Annotated in this window: 10 protein-coding genes; 7 read left to right on the top strand and 3 right to left on the bottom strand. The window is 57.6% G+C overall.

Annotated elements, in window-relative coordinates; genetic code table 11:
* The first annotated feature begins 69 nt into the window (after nucleotides 1-69).
* On the top strand, nucleotides 70-1,005 hold the full coding sequence (locus J2Y56_RS13435; RefSeq protein ID WP_310350612.1) for a halovibrin HvnC: 936 nt from the start codon (nucleotides 70-72) through the stop codon (nucleotides 1,003-1,005).
* A 100-nt stretch (nucleotides 1,006-1,105) separates the two neighbouring features.
* A complete protein-coding gene (locus J2Y56_RS13440) occupies nucleotides 1,106-1,798 on the top strand; it encodes an aspartate/glutamate racemase family protein (protein ID WP_310350614.1) in 693 nt (230 codons plus the stop codon).
* Nucleotides 1,799-1,931: 133 nt separating this feature from the next.
* Here J2Y56_RS13440 and J2Y56_RS13445 read toward each other — a convergent pair whose 3' ends face one another.
* On the bottom strand, nucleotides 1,932-2,852 hold the full coding sequence (locus J2Y56_RS13445) for a LysR family transcriptional regulator (protein ID WP_310350617.1): 921 nt from the start codon (nucleotides 2,850-2,852) through the stop codon (nucleotides 1,932-1,934).
* An 87-nt stretch (nucleotides 2,853-2,939) separates the two neighbouring features.
* On the bottom strand, nucleotides 2,940-3,380 hold the full coding sequence (locus J2Y56_RS13450) for a carboxymuconolactone decarboxylase family protein (RefSeq protein WP_007948035.1): 441 nt from the start codon (nucleotides 3,378-3,380) through the stop codon (nucleotides 2,940-2,942).
* A gap of 205 nt (nucleotides 3,381-3,585) precedes the next feature.
* Between J2Y56_RS13450 and J2Y56_RS13455 the strand changes: the two genes are divergently transcribed.
* From J2Y56_RS13455 to J2Y56_RS13475, 5 genes are all read left to right on the top strand, one after another.
* Entirely contained in the window at nucleotides 3,586-5,019 is a 1,434-nt protein-coding gene (locus tag J2Y56_RS13455) for a PLP-dependent aminotransferase family protein (protein ID WP_310350619.1), read from the top strand.
* 123 nt (nucleotides 5,020-5,142) lie between these two features.
* Nucleotides 5,143-5,436 (top strand): antibiotic biosynthesis monooxygenase family protein, encoded by a 294-nt coding sequence (locus J2Y56_RS13460; RefSeq protein WP_310350620.1) that lies wholly within the window; start codon nucleotides 5,143-5,145, stop codon nucleotides 5,434-5,436.
* Between the two features lie 318 nt (nucleotides 5,437-5,754).
* Nucleotides 5,755-6,168: a cupin domain-containing protein gene (locus J2Y56_RS13465; RefSeq protein WP_310350622.1), complete on the top strand. Its 414-nt coding sequence runs from the start codon at nucleotides 5,755-5,757 to the stop codon at nucleotides 6,166-6,168.
* Between the two features lie 228 nt (nucleotides 6,169-6,396).
* On the top strand, nucleotides 6,397-7,104 hold the full coding sequence (locus tag J2Y56_RS13470) for an ATPase (RefSeq protein ID WP_310350625.1): 708 nt from the start codon (nucleotides 6,397-6,399) through the stop codon (nucleotides 7,102-7,104).
* A 238-nt stretch (nucleotides 7,105-7,342) separates the two neighbouring features.
* The gene (locus J2Y56_RS13475; protein WP_310350626.1) at nucleotides 7,343-8,638 is read left to right on the top strand and encodes a hypothetical protein; all 1,296 of its coding nucleotides are present in this window, start codon (nucleotides 7,343-7,345) and stop codon (nucleotides 8,636-8,638) included.
* A 67-nt stretch (nucleotides 8,639-8,705) separates the two neighbouring features.
* On the opposite strand, the gene J2Y56_RS13480 is transcribed toward J2Y56_RS13475, so the two are convergent.
* Nucleotides 8,706-13,607 carry an NAD-glutamate dehydrogenase gene (locus J2Y56_RS13480; RefSeq protein WP_310350628.1) on the bottom strand — a complete coding sequence of 1,634 codons (4,902 nt, stop codon included), beginning with the start codon at nucleotides 13,605-13,607 and terminating at the stop codon, nucleotides 8,706-8,708.
* Between the last annotated feature and the right edge of the window lie 411 nt (nucleotides 13,608-14,018).

Below are 14,018 nucleotides of genomic sequence, written 5' to 3' on the forward strand. Positions count from 1 at the left end.
ATTCACCGCCCCCTCAAAACAGATCACCCAGCCAAGATAATTACACGACAATCGACAGGGAGTTTTGTCATGCACAAAATAATTGGATTGCTTCTATTCGCATTGGTGGTGGGATGTAGCCAAATCGATCACCCCCCGGCCGATGTAGGCGGAGCGTTCAGTGGGGGAACTACTCAAGATGGGCCGGTTATTGCGGCTCAATTAACGACGCTTTATGGCAGAACAGTAGCGAACTGCAACAACTCCGACTCTCAACCTGCTTTCCTGTGTTCAGGGGTCACATTGAGAGTGACGGTAAAAGACCCCGCCAACACCTATAAAGTCTGGGACCCAAGCCCGACATCCATTAAAAGCGGCGGTGTTTCCTTTTCTCATCTACGGGCAGATGCGAATTTTGGTCGATTGGCATGGGGCTATGGCAACGGTTATATCCTGTACCCCATATTCGAGACACCGACTGACAAAACAGATCTGGACTATCTGTGTTCTTACCCCTTGGATGGATGGACGTGGCACCGAAGTCAAACATCCGTCTGCGTTCCCCATCGCGACTATCCCGCTCAGAGTCAACTTTGCCAGAACGCGGGCGTGACCACTGCCGAACAATGGCTGGCCGTCTGGAATATCCCGGGTGGCAATCCGAATCTGCGGCAATGCGGTTTCGACATTACCGATGAACGCAATGCCCTGGCAGGACCCGCGTTTTATCAATCCCTGCGTGCAAAAACCCTACTGGGTATTACAGGGTTTAACGGGCATAACGAAGTCATCATAAAAACCTGGGCACCCGGACGCCCCAATACGTTTCCCATCATGGCGTTCTTTTACGTCTACGGCGGTACAAACCCGAAACCGCTCGCCGACGCGCAATATAACCAGCGGGATTTCTACAACTCCACCAACCCGAAAATTGTGGTTCCCATTATCCGCCTGACGCCCGCGAACAGCCCCACGGGGACCGCCACCTTTCAGTATGCCGCAGTGGATCAGGCAGTGACTCAATGAACGACCCCGTGCATTTATCACTGGCACGCTTCGCGAAATAAATCGACACTCTCCTGCCCGCCTGCAACGTTAATACAGGCAATGACAAAGGGAGTGTTCAATGCGCACCATCGGCCTTATCGGCGGTATGAGCTGGGAGTCCAGCGCCGAATATTATCGCCTCATCAACCAGCAGGTTCGTGATCGTCTCGGGCCGTTGCGTTCGGCGCAGTTGCTCATGTTCAGCGTCGACTTCGGTCCTGTCGAACAGGCCCAGCATGCCGGGCACTGGGACGATGCGGCGGCGATTCTGGTGGATGCGGCGCGGCGGTTGGAAGCTGGTGGCGCCGAGTGTGTGGTGCTGTGTACGAACACCATGCACAAGGTGGCCGGGCAGATTCAGGCTGCGATCACTATTCCGTTCCTGCACATCGCCGACCCGACCGGCCAGGCAGCCGTGGATGCCGGTGCGTTGAAAGTCGGTCTGCTCGGAACCGCGTTTACCATGGAACAGGACTTTCTCAAGAGCCGTCTGAGCGCGATGGGGTTGACCGTGCTGGTGCCTGAAGCCGAGGAACGCCAGGCGGTGCACCGGATCATCTACGACGAGTTGTGTGTCGGGGTGATCAGCGAGGCGTCGCGCAAGGTCTATCAGCAGGTGATCGAGTCGCTCTCCCGGCGCGGCGCCCAGGCGATCATCCTCGGCTGCACGGAAATCGGCCTGCTGATCAAACCCGAGCACAGCGCCCTGCCCTTGCTCGACACCACCGAACTGCATGCGCAGGAGGCGGTGGCGTTTGCATTGGGCGACTGAGTCACGGCATGGCGAGCACCCATGCAGGAGTGAGACCGGCTTGCCGGCTATCGCGGACTAACATTCAAAATAGATGTCGACTGATACACCGCTATCGCCGGCAAGCCGGTCTCACTCCTACAATTGATCGCGTTCAATTCTCGAACCACTCCCGGCGCTCATTGAAGGTGTTCTGGATCAGTTCGACGATCATCTGCATCTCCGTCTGCCCCTGTGATACAGCACTCACCGCCATCCACACCTGACGCTGCATCGGCTGATCGAACAGCCCGGGCAACGCAATCAGCCCACGGTCGAATTGGCTCATGTAACGGGGTAACAGCCCGATGCAGGCGCTGCAACGGATCATCTCCAGCATCAGCGCATAGGAGTGCAATTGCGCCACGCCGGCCAGGCGCTGATCCACCACGCTGTTCCACGGGCGAAAACTCTCGACCTGACGATCGTGCTGCCATTGCACCAGCATGAAGTCGGCCAGGTCGTCGAGGTTGTCCGGTCGTGCGGCGACCCGCGAATAGCGCTTGGCGATGTGCGGCAGGTAGTCCAGTTGTGCCAGAGGCTGCGGTTCGCTAACCGCAAAACCCGGACCTGGCAGCGGCGAATCAGTGCCGGCCAACCACAGCACCACATCGGCGCTGACCGCTTGCAGGCTCAGCTCACTGTCGAGCGTAATGATGTCCAGCCGCACGCTGGCGTTACGACGCAACAACGCGACCAAATCACGACCGAGAATGTCGTGCAGGATCGACTCGGCCACCGCAAGGCGAATCAGCGGTTGCTCGATGACCGACGCCGCGCGCTCATGCGCCAAGGCAATCAACTGTGCCTGAAGCGCCAACCCTTCACGACTAAGGGCCAGGCCATTGTCGTGATGATTGAACAGCGAACAGTGCAATTGCGCCTCAAGCTGCGCCAGGTGTTTGCGTAATTGTGTGGATTTGATATTGAGGCTGCGAGCGGCCTGCATGAAGCACCCGCAACGGGCGCTCACCCGGAAGGACTGCGCCAGCACGGGATCGATGTTGGCGGCAAAAGTAGACTCCATGAGTGACATCAATGACTCCTTGTCGATCTATCCTTGAAAGCTTCATCCTGCGCAGGGTTTATGAACCTGATGTGACACCGGGCGCGGAAAATTGATTCAGCCGCCAGGGGTTTGCCGAAAACTCACCGCCAGACGATTCCAGCTATTGATGGTGCTCACGGCAATCGTCAAATCGACCAACTCCGATTCGCTGAATTGCTCGCGGGCCCCTGCGTAAACGTCATCCGGCACATGGCTTTCGGAGAGCAGCGTCACGGCTTCAGTCCAGGCCAGTGCCGCGCGCTCGCGCGGATTGAAAAAGCCGCTGTCGCGCCACACGACGATCGAGTACAGGCGCCGGTCGGTCTCGCCGAGGCGCCGTGCGTCCACCGAATGCATGTCGGTGCAGAACGCGCAGCCGTTGAGCTGCGACGCGCGGATCTTGATCAGGTGCACCAGCGCGGGTTCGATACTGAGGTCGCGGGTCAAGGCCTCCATGGCGATCATCGCTTTCATCGCTTTGGGCGAAGCGCTGTAGTAATCCAGACGGGAACTCATGGGGCGACCTCGCGGATCGAATAGTAACCTCCACGTTAGGCTCTGATGCACCCACGTTACAGAGCCAATTCAACGATAAAGCCAGGGACCATTCGGCAACAGACCAATCCGGGGTATTTGGCCCACGCAACTTCTGCACAGTCACTCATACGGGTAATCTGGCGCGACGCACACGCGCCTCAATTGTTGCAGGAGCCTCGCCGGTATGGAACTTCATGTCGTCATCAACGGCCGCAAGGACCTGGCAGGCCAGTTGTACAACCAACTGCGCAGCGCCATCGAATCCGGGCGCCTGGCCGCCGGAACACAGCTGCCGCCCAGCCGCTTGCTAGCCGAACAGCTGGGGATTTCGCGCAAGACCATTTCCGACACGTACTCGCAGCTGACCTACGAAAACTTCCTCACCGGGGTGATCGGCAAAGGCACCTATGTGAATGCCCGACCGTCCAAAATCACCCGTAAACAAAGCCATTCCGAGCTGGCGAGTTTTGAGGTGATCGAATCCTGGCGCAATCTGCCGGTGTTCCTGCGTCATCCGACACTGGAAGGGTCGCTGCGCTATGACTTCATTGGCGGTGCCGTCAGCAAGGGCCAATTCCCGCAGGATGACTGGCGTCGCTGCACGTCCCACGCCTTGCGCCAGATGGCCGGCTCAAAAGGCCTCTACAGCTTGCCCGAAGGTCTGCCGGCGCTGCGCAATGCCATCGCCCGGCATATCGCGTTTTCCCGTGGAGTCAATTGCCAGGACGAAGACGTGGTGGTGTGCAATGGCGCGCAACAGGCGCTGGACCTGATTTCCCGGGTGTTGACCCGCCCCGGCAGCATCGTCGCCATGGAAGACCCCGGCTACCCGCCGGCACGCCTGTTGTTTGGCTCCCACGGCGCCACGGTGTTCGGCGTACCGGTGGATGCCGAAGGCATTCAGGTGGATAAAATCCCCCTCGGCACGCGGCTGATTTACGTCACACCGTCCCATCAGTTCCCGCTCGGCCTGCCGATGAGCCAGGAACGCCGGGTAGCGTTGCTGGAGCGAGCTTATGAACTGGGCGCGATCATCATCGAGGACGATTACGACAGCGAATTTCGCTACGAGGGCCGTCCTGCCGACTCACTGCAAAGCATGGATGAACGGGGGATCGTCGCGTACGTCGGGACTTTCTCGAAAACTCTATTGCCGGAGTTGCGCCTCGGCTATGGGATTTTGCCCCCGGCGATTCTCGAAGCAGTGATCCGGGCCAAGCAACTCACCGACCTGCACACCTCCACACTGCCTCAGTGGGCGCTGGCCAAATTCATTGCCGAAGGCTGCCTGCTCAAGCACATCCGCCGCTGCCACACGATCTATGCCGGGCGTCGCGAACGGATTCTGGCGCGCATGGCGGGCGACTTATCGCCCTGGTTCGAGCCGGTGCCGTCCACGGCCGGCTTCCACCTGGTGGTGATGTGCAAAGTGCCTGTCGATCTCGCCTTGGTGATCGAATTGGCCAAAAAGGTCGAAGTCGGGCTCTATTCCATCGAGGCCTTTTACTTCCAGCAAGCGCCGCAGGCCGGGCTGTTGCTGGGTTTTGGCGCCATTGAAACCCTGGATATCGACACCGCTCTGGACCGTTTGCGTGACATTCTGCAGCAGGTGGCCTGACGGATTGGTCTGCGGTTTTACCGGGTATTTGGCTATTGGCGGTCCGGGGAAGCAGGCCTATCCTGCCTGAGCGTTATCCCTCAATGAGCAGGATTCGTCCGGCCTGATTCAGGAGTGTGAGCAATGTCCAACGAAGTGATCAATACCGTAGAGGTACAGGCCGTCGCTGGCCGCTCGGATGAACTGGGTAAGCAACTGCAAAAGATTGTCGAAACCCTGCGCGAATTACCGGGCTGCGACTCCTACATGGTCGACCGCTGCCCCGAGGACACCAACCGCTGGACCGTCAGCGCCCACTGGCAATCGGAAGCGGCCATGCAGCAGCATTTCAATTGCCCTGAAGTCCAGGGTTTTATCGGTCTGATCGACAACCAATTGGCAAATGCCGTGGATTTCAACAGCTTCCCGATTCGTTAAAACGCTCTGTAGCTATCAAACCCGCAAGACTGCGTCCGTCTCGTAGCAGCTGTCGAGCAACGCGAGGCTGCGTCCGGTCGCCCTGCGGCGCGTCAGGAAAACCGCGTTGCAGGGTTTACGACGACTCCGTCGCCGAACGCAGCCTCGCTGGAGCTCGACAGCTGCTACAGACCGAACGCAGCCTCGCGTTGCTCGACAACTGCTACGACGAGCGAGGTGTTGCATTGGTCCCCTCAGCTTCCCGAATATTGGCTGTTTGATTGCCCTGTCCTGCGGACTATCGTTGCTCCTGACGATAACCACCGCAGGTAATAATCCATGAAAGCTTTGCGTTTCCTTGCTGCCCCGCTCACCGCCCTTGCCCTGAGCGTTTCGGCTGCTGCCATTGCTCACGACGGCCCGTCCGAAAAGGTCACGGTGCTGCAAGATCAAATGCTGAAAAATGTGCCTGGCAAAAAGGCGTTGATGATCGAAGTCGATTACGAGCCCGGGCAATCGTCCATTGCCCACAAGCACGAAGGCACCGCCATGGCCTACGTGGTATCGGGGGAGATTGTTTCCCAGGTCAAAGGGGAACAGCCCGTCACTTACAAGGCCGGCCAGTATTGGTATGAACCGGCGGGATCGGAACACCTGGTGTCAAAAAACACCAGCACTACCAAGCCTGCCAAACTGCTGGTGTTTATGGTGTTGTCTCCGGATGAAAAAGTGTTGATCCCATTGGAAAACTGATGCCTGTACGTACAGCTATAAATAAAACGGCTCGAACTTCGATTTCGGGCCTTTTTATTTCTCTACGCAATCAACCGCCTCTGTTTAAACCCAATAAAACTATTCACCTCCCGAGAAACGCGCATTTTTGCCATTTAATTCAGCAAAGACAGGTTTAGTCTGGATTTACCGCTGGATAACACCGGCACACTCACTTTCCGACTCAGGCTGTTTCACGGGAGTAACACCATGAAACTTGCGCTTGCCAGTACCCTGACGATGACCGTTGTTTTAACAGGCTGCTCGATCCCCACCGCACCAAGCGCTGTATCCCCACTGGAGGGCATCTTTACCCAGCCCGTTGGCCGCAGCAATGCCACGCTCATTCCTAATGGCAGTAACGTCGCGCTGGGCATTGTCTACAGTCAAAATACCCAGACCAATCGGGCCTACCTCCAGGACTACCACGCCAACGCCGGCACCGGTTTTGGCCAGAGCTTGCTGGTTCATTCGATTCATGACGCCTTCGTGAACACTTCCAGACCCGACCTCGCCGTGGATTGGGTCAAAGCGTCGTTGCAGCGCCAGTTCGGCTCGGTCACGGTGTATCCGGACATGCAAAGCCTCAAGGCTGCGAAACCGGATGTGGTTGCCATTGTCGACAGCCGCAGTCAATTGATGACCTCGCGCAGTTCGGATTTAGAGGCTCACGTCAGCGCAGATTTCTATGACGCTAACTTGAATTATATTGGCACCGCACAAGGGCATGACGCCAAAGCGCTGAGCCCTCTTTGGGCGGACTTTGAACCGAGCGCAGATATAGTGGCGGATATTAATGAGCAACAGAATGTGCAAGTTCGAGCGTTGCAAAAGTTTGACCAGTCGCTCACTAATTTAGTGGCCAACCCGACAGACAAAGTGGCGATGATCACTCGAACAACTAGCATTGTGAGATAGCGGCATCGGACCACACCATCGCGGGTTTGCCCGCGATGGTGTCACGTGGAAAAGAAGAGGCGAATCCTCGTCCGGCCTAATTACTAACGCTGCGAGCCAACAAAAACAACTGTCAACTCTGACAGTAGACAGCTTGTTGTTCGGGTCCTCAAATATCCAAACTGCGCTTTCAGCCAATGTCGCTCTCCAAGCTGCCGCTTTACGCAGACACCAAGAATTCATTCAAGGAGTCGTCAACATGACTAGCAAACAATCACTCACTTCCTTAAATATTCTGGATCCTGACTTCGGCCCCGAAGGCATTGGGATCACCTGGATCAAATACCCCAACGCAGGCACAGGCTTTGCCAGAGGTATTACTGTCGCACCGGACTACAAACTAGTAATCGCAGCAGGATCTGGACTCAATTTTTCAGTCGTGCGCCTGAACGCGAACGGCACACAAGACACCACCTTTGGTCAGAACGGCACCGTCACCGGAAAGTTCGCTGACGGTCATCAGTCAGGGGGCACCAGCGTCAGCGTGCTTAAAAACGGCAACATCCTGCTTAGCGGATTTTACGAAGAGTATGAGTACGCACCCTCGAAACGTGGGCTTGCCCTGTTTGACGATAAAGGCAATTTCGTTGAGGAATTTGGAGAAAAAGGTGTAATCGTTGTCCATCCTATTACCTCCGTCAAATTTCAGTTGCCTGAAGTCAAGGACGAGGCAAAGAGTAGATCTGCTTCGAGCCAAAAAGGCTTTTCCGTGGAACTACCCGACGGAAAACTAATGACTTTCAGCAACCATATGAATAGCTTCGCTGATAAAGTTGGTCTGCTGATGCGCCTTGATAAAAACGGCGCAATTGATACAACGTTCGGCGACAGCAAGGGTTACGTCACTGTCCAGTACACCGCTCACTATACTTCGGTGGGCTCATTGACATGTCTGAAAAACGGGACGTTTGCAATCGGAGGATTGGTAAATCGAGACGGGAAAAACCTGGGAATGATCGCGCTATACAGTGCCGATGGGGTCCCAGTAAAAACCTTCGGCTCCAATGGATTTATTGTATTTGATTCCTTTGGATCAAAAGGCGAGATTTTTGACATTGTAGAAATGCACGACGGCAACATTTTAGGTATTGGCAGCACTTATGACGATACTTTTGATGGCTTACTGGTCTGCCTGGACTCGACCGGCAAGTTTGTAGATACATTCAATGGAGGCAAACCAGTTGTGACTCCCATCCCCGAAGCAAAGGGAGGAACTGCATGGCTGTCTGGTGCGCAACGACCAGATAAGAAAATCGTGGTGATCGGACCAACTTATGGAGAGCAAAACTCAACAACCATCATCGCTCAATTCCTGCCCAACGGTGAACCGGACAAGAGCTTCGGCGATGGTCAGGGGAAGTTCGTTGTTGATTTAACTGATGTACTCGACATGGGAGTGTCCGTGGCAATTCAAGGCAATCAACTAGTCGCATCTGGCACGTCCTTACCCCATGAGGATGGAATCCGACCCTTCGCTTTCCGCTGTCTGCAGTGAATGACGAGTATTGCCTGCAAAAAAAACCCGCATCTCTCGATGCGGGTTTTTTCCATTCAGCGCCTGATCAGGCCGCCGGTTCCAACTCTTCGCTGACAGTAGCCGTGGTAGTCACCACCGCTTGCCCACTCAAAGCCAGATCCAGCAACTCACGGTTGGCTACCGCGTACATGGCGTAGTCCGTACCGCTGGCGGCACGCAGTTCCACCAGCATGGCGCGCCAGCGTTCGATCATGCCTTCGTGCGCTGCCATCCACAGCGCCAGGCGTGTTTCCACGTCCTGAGTGCCGTCGCCCTGTTGCAGGACGGAGATGGTAATCGCACGTTGTTGCCAGTCGACGTCATCACGGAACGCTTCACGGGCCAGGGCCTGCCAGTTGTTTTCAACCGGCAGAGCGCTGATCTGTTGCAGGTACCAGGTGATGTCCAGCGCGCTGCCGACGGCGAAGTAAGCCTTCGCGACGTCTGCTGCGTTCTGACCGGTGACGTCCGACGCTTCGATGATCGGCAACAAGGTGTACAGGTGGGTGGTGCCTGCAACCATGCGCGCCAGCAACTCAGGTACGCCAGCCGCGACGTAAGCCTGATAGCGGGTCTGCCAGCCTTCGCGGGTCGGGCCTTCCAGCAGTTCGTCGAGCTTGAGGCCCAGCGCTGCCAGATGTGGACCGAAGTGCGCGACGTCACGAGCGGCGTTCTGCTCGTTGCGACGGCTGCGCAGGAACCAGCGCGTGGCGCGGCGGCCCAGACGCATCAGCTCGTCCATCAGCTCCAGTTGTACGTCGGCGGAAACCTGATAATCCAGGGCTTCGATCTGACGGAACCAGTGCGGGAGATGGAAAATGTCACGCACGATCACGTAGGCGCCCGCCACGTTCGCCGGGCTCATGCCGGTCGACTCTTTGAGTCGTTGAACGAAGGTGATGCCCATGTGGTTAACCAGGTCGTTGGCGATCTGGGTGCTGACGATTTCGCGCTTCAGACGGTGACGGCGCATGGCTGCCGAGAACTTGCTCACCAGGGTCGGCGGGAAAGCGGTTTCCATGTCACGGGTCAGGTAGTCGTCATCCGGCACCAGGGAGTTGAGCAACTGCTCCTTGAGGTCGATCTTGCTGTAGGAGATCAGCACCGAGAGCTCGGCACGGGTCAGGCCGTGGCCATCCGCAACGCGCTCGTTGATCGCTTCTTCCGCCGGCAGGAACTCGATGGCACGATCCAGCTTGCCACGGCTTTCCAGATCGTTCATCAGACGCTTGTATTCAGCGATACGCGGCAAGGCACGACGCGCCGCCAGGGACAGGGCCTGAGTCTGCTTGTAGTTGTTGCCCAGCACCAGATTGCCGACTTCGTCGGTCATGCTCGCCAGCAACTGGTTACGTTGCTTGTCGGTCATGTCACCGGCGTGAACCACTTCGTTCAGCAGGATCTTGATGTTTACTTCGTGGTCGGAGCAGTCCACACCACCGGCGTTGTCGATGAAGTCGGTGTTGGAGCCGCCGCCATTGAGACCGAATTCGACACGACCCAGTTGGGTCATGCCGAGGTTACCGCCCTCGCCCACGACTTTGCAGCGCAGTTCGTTGCCGTTCACGCGCAGTGCATCGTTGGCCTTGTCGCCCACATCGGCGTGGCTTTCGCTGCTGGCCTTGACGTACGTACCGATACCGCCGTTCCACAACAGGTCTACCGGTGCCTTGAGCAAGGCATTGAGCAGTTCGGTCGGGGTCAGCTTGTCGGCCTGAATGTCGAAGCGTTCTTGCATCTGCGGGGAAATCGCGATGCTCTTCGCGCTACGGGAGAAGATCCCGCCGCCTTCGGACATGATGCTGGTGTCGTAATCCGACCAGGCCGAGCGCGGCAGGTCGAACAGGCGCTGACGCTCGGCGAAGCTGCTGGCAGGCTCCGGATTCGGGTCGATGAAGATGTGCAGGTGGTTGAACGCAGCCACCAGTTGCAGCGTCTCGGACATCAACAGGCCGTTACCGAATACGTCACCGGCCATGTCGCCGACGCCGACCACTGTGATGCTGTCTTTCTGGACATTGATGCCGCGTTCGCGGAAATGACGTTGAACGCCGACCCACGCGCCCTTGGCGGTGATGCCCATCTTCTTGTGGTCGTAACCGGCCGAGCCGCCCGAGGCGAATGCATCGCCGAGCCAGAAGCCGTAGTCGATGGCAATACCGTTGGCGATGTCGGAGAAGGTCGCAGTGCCCTTGTCCGCTGCAACCACCAGGTACGGGTCATCGTCGTCATGACGCACGACGTTGGCCGGCGGAACCAGCGCGCCGTCCTTCAGGTTGTCGGTGATATCCAACAGACCCGAAATGAAGATGCGGTAGCAGGCGATGCCTTCGGCCGCGATCTCGTCACGGCTGCCGCCCAGAGGCAGGCGACGCGGCAGGAAGCCACCCTTCGCGCCTACTGGCACGATGACCGAGTTCTTCACTTGCTGGGCTTTTACCAGGCCCAGGACTTCGGTGCGGTAGTCTTCTTCACGGTCGGACCAGCGCAGACCGCCACGCGCCACGTTGCCGAAGCGCAGGTGCACGCCTTCAACGCGAGGCGAGTAAACGAAGATTTCGAACTTCGGTACAGGCTTTGGCAGCTCTGGAATCTGGTGCGGGTTGAACTTGAAGCTGAAGTACGACTTGTTATGGCCGTGGGCGTCAGTCTGATAGAAGTTGGTGCGCAGGGTGGCCTTGATCAGGTCCAGGTAGCGACGCAGGATGCGGTCTTCGTTCAGCACCTGGACGTCGTCCAGTGCGCTCAGAATCGCGTGTTCCAGACGTTGCTGCTTGTCTTCCAGATCATCGCCCGACAGCTTGCGCGCCAGGTAGAAACGGGTTTTGAACAACCGGGTCAACTCGCGAGCGATGTCGGTGTGGTTGTTCAGGGTGCTGGCGATGTAGCCCAGGTCGAAGCCCAGACGAATCTGCTTCATGTAGCGCGCATAAGCACGCAGCAGCGCCACATCGCGCCATGGCAGGCCCGCGGTCAGTACCAGGCGGTTGAACGCATCGTTCTCGGCATCGCCACGCACGATGTGGACGAACGCGTCCTGCAAGGTGTCGTTGAGTTGCTGAATGTCGAGTTCCAGGCCTTCGGCAGCCGTGAACGCAAAGTCATGGATCCAGAACTCGCGGCCACTGGTATGGCGCAGGCGATACGGGAATTCACCCAGTACGCGCAGGCCGAGGTTTTCCAGGATCGGCAACACGTCGGACAGCGCCAGCGGCGTATCGGCGTGGTACAGCTTGCAGTGCAGCATGCGCTGGCCGGACACCTGACCCAGTGGCTGATAGAAGCTCATCACCAATGGATTTTTTTCGTTCAGGCTCAGCAGGTGTTGCATGTCGACCACCGCCGAGTGGGCGGCGAAACGCTCGCGGTAACCGGCCGGGAAACCTTTCGGGAAGTCAGCCAGCACGTTGGTGCCGCTCGCCTCGCCGAAACTTTCAACCGTCAGGCTGGCGTAATCGTCCTGCCAGCTGCGGCAGGCCTGCACCACTTCTTTTTCCAGCAGAACCGGGTCGATGTCGATGCGGTTTTTCGGGTCGACGCGCAGGATCAGTTGCACGCGGGCCAGTACGGATTCGGAGAAGAATGTCCAGAACTCGCAATCCGAGGCTTTCAGGCGATCCATCAGCACTTGCTGGATCTTCTGGCGCACTTCGGTGGAGTAGATGTCGCGTGGCACGTAGGCCAGGCAGTAGCAGAAACGGCCGTACGGGTCTTTGCGCAGGAACACGCGGATCTTGTTGCGTTCCTGAATCTGCACGATCGACATCACGGTGCTGAACAGTTCGTCGACCGGGGTCTGGAACAGGTCATCGCGCGGCAACACTTCGACCACCTGCGCCAGCTCCTTGCCCAGGTGAGCCTTGGCCTGGAAACCGGACCGGCGTTCGATTTCTTCGACCTTGCGGCGGATGTACGGAATAACCCGCACACTCTCGCCATACACCGAAGAGGTGTACAGGCCCATGAAACGGCATTCCTTGATCACGTTGCCGTCGGCATCGATTTCACGGATCGATACGTAATCCGGGTAAGCCGGACGGTGTACACGGCTTGGGTGCGCAGCCTTGGCGAACGACAACAGGGTCGGTTCGCGCAGGTAGTTCACGGCGTAGTCTTCGATGCGCAGGTCATCGTAGGTCAGGCCGGTGCGCAGCAGTTTGGTCAAGCCCAGGAAGGAGTTCTGGTCGTAGACGATGTGGCCGCCGTCGGCTTCATCGCGAACCACGAATTCTTCGTAGCCCAGGAACGTGAAGTGGTTACCCACCAGCCATTCCAGGAAGCTTTTGATTTCGGCTTTTTCTTCAGGGTCGACCGCGAACTGGCTGTTGTCCAGGCCAGTGAGAATTTGCTGGACCTTTTCTTTCATCGGCTCGAAATCGGCGACCGCGACGCGGACTTCACCGAGCACCTGTTCCAGCTCTTTGCTCAGGACATTGAGCTCGGCCGTGTTGGCGCAACGGTCGATTTCCAGGTACATCAGCGATTCTTGCAGAATGCCTTCGCCCTGGGTGCCTTTGGGCAGGATTTCCAGCAATTCGCCTTTGCTGCCGCGACGCACGCTCAGCACGGTGGTTTGCAGGGTATGAATGCTGTAGCCGCGACGGTTCAGCTCGGTACGCACCGAGTCCACCAGGAACGGCAGGTCGTGGTGCAGCACTTCGACCGCGGTGTGGGTCGACTGCCAGCCGTGGCGTTCGTAATCAGGGTTGTAAACGCGCACTTGTGGTTGCGCGTGATCGAAGCGCTCAAGCAGGCGCCATGCAGAAAGGGTGCAGCCGGCGAGGTCGGACAACCGACGTTGGGTCAGCTCGTCGAGGGAAATGATGCCGAAGAATTGTTCAGCAAACAGCGCCACTTGTGGCAGTGCCTGTTCACTGATGTGCTGTGCCAGTGCCGCTTGCAGTTGGTGCTGGAAGTCGGCTTTGCTGGCTGCGGTGAAGAACGCCATCTGTGGTACTCCGCTTGGGCTTGTTATTGATGGAAGCGTCGCGTGCAAAACCCCTTGCGGGGCGATCCGTCACCCTGTTCCTGATTCTCGGGCAGAGGAAACAGGGGGACAGGTGGGTGAAGCTGGACGAGACACTCGGGTCACATTCACCTTCCATGAATGGGCATCTGCAAAAACGACTGGACTGCGTGCAGCGCAATGCCTTTACAGGTGCTCATCCGTTGCGCAGCTTAACGAGTGCGGCAAGGCCCATGCTTGCGGTGCTGCGACATATTCGGTCATCGGTACGCAGCTGGCGGCACGCGCCATGAACAACACTAGCAGCCGTAGGCAAAACCGGGCGTTTTATCCCCGGTTTCCGGCACTCGCGTGCCAGAAATGACCAGTAACACTTCCAGTGTCCACGCCCCT

Source organism: Pseudomonas sp. BE134, from assembly GCF_031456105.1.
Classification (GTDB): Bacteria; Pseudomonadota; Gammaproteobacteria; order Pseudomonadales; family Pseudomonadaceae; genus Aquipseudomonas.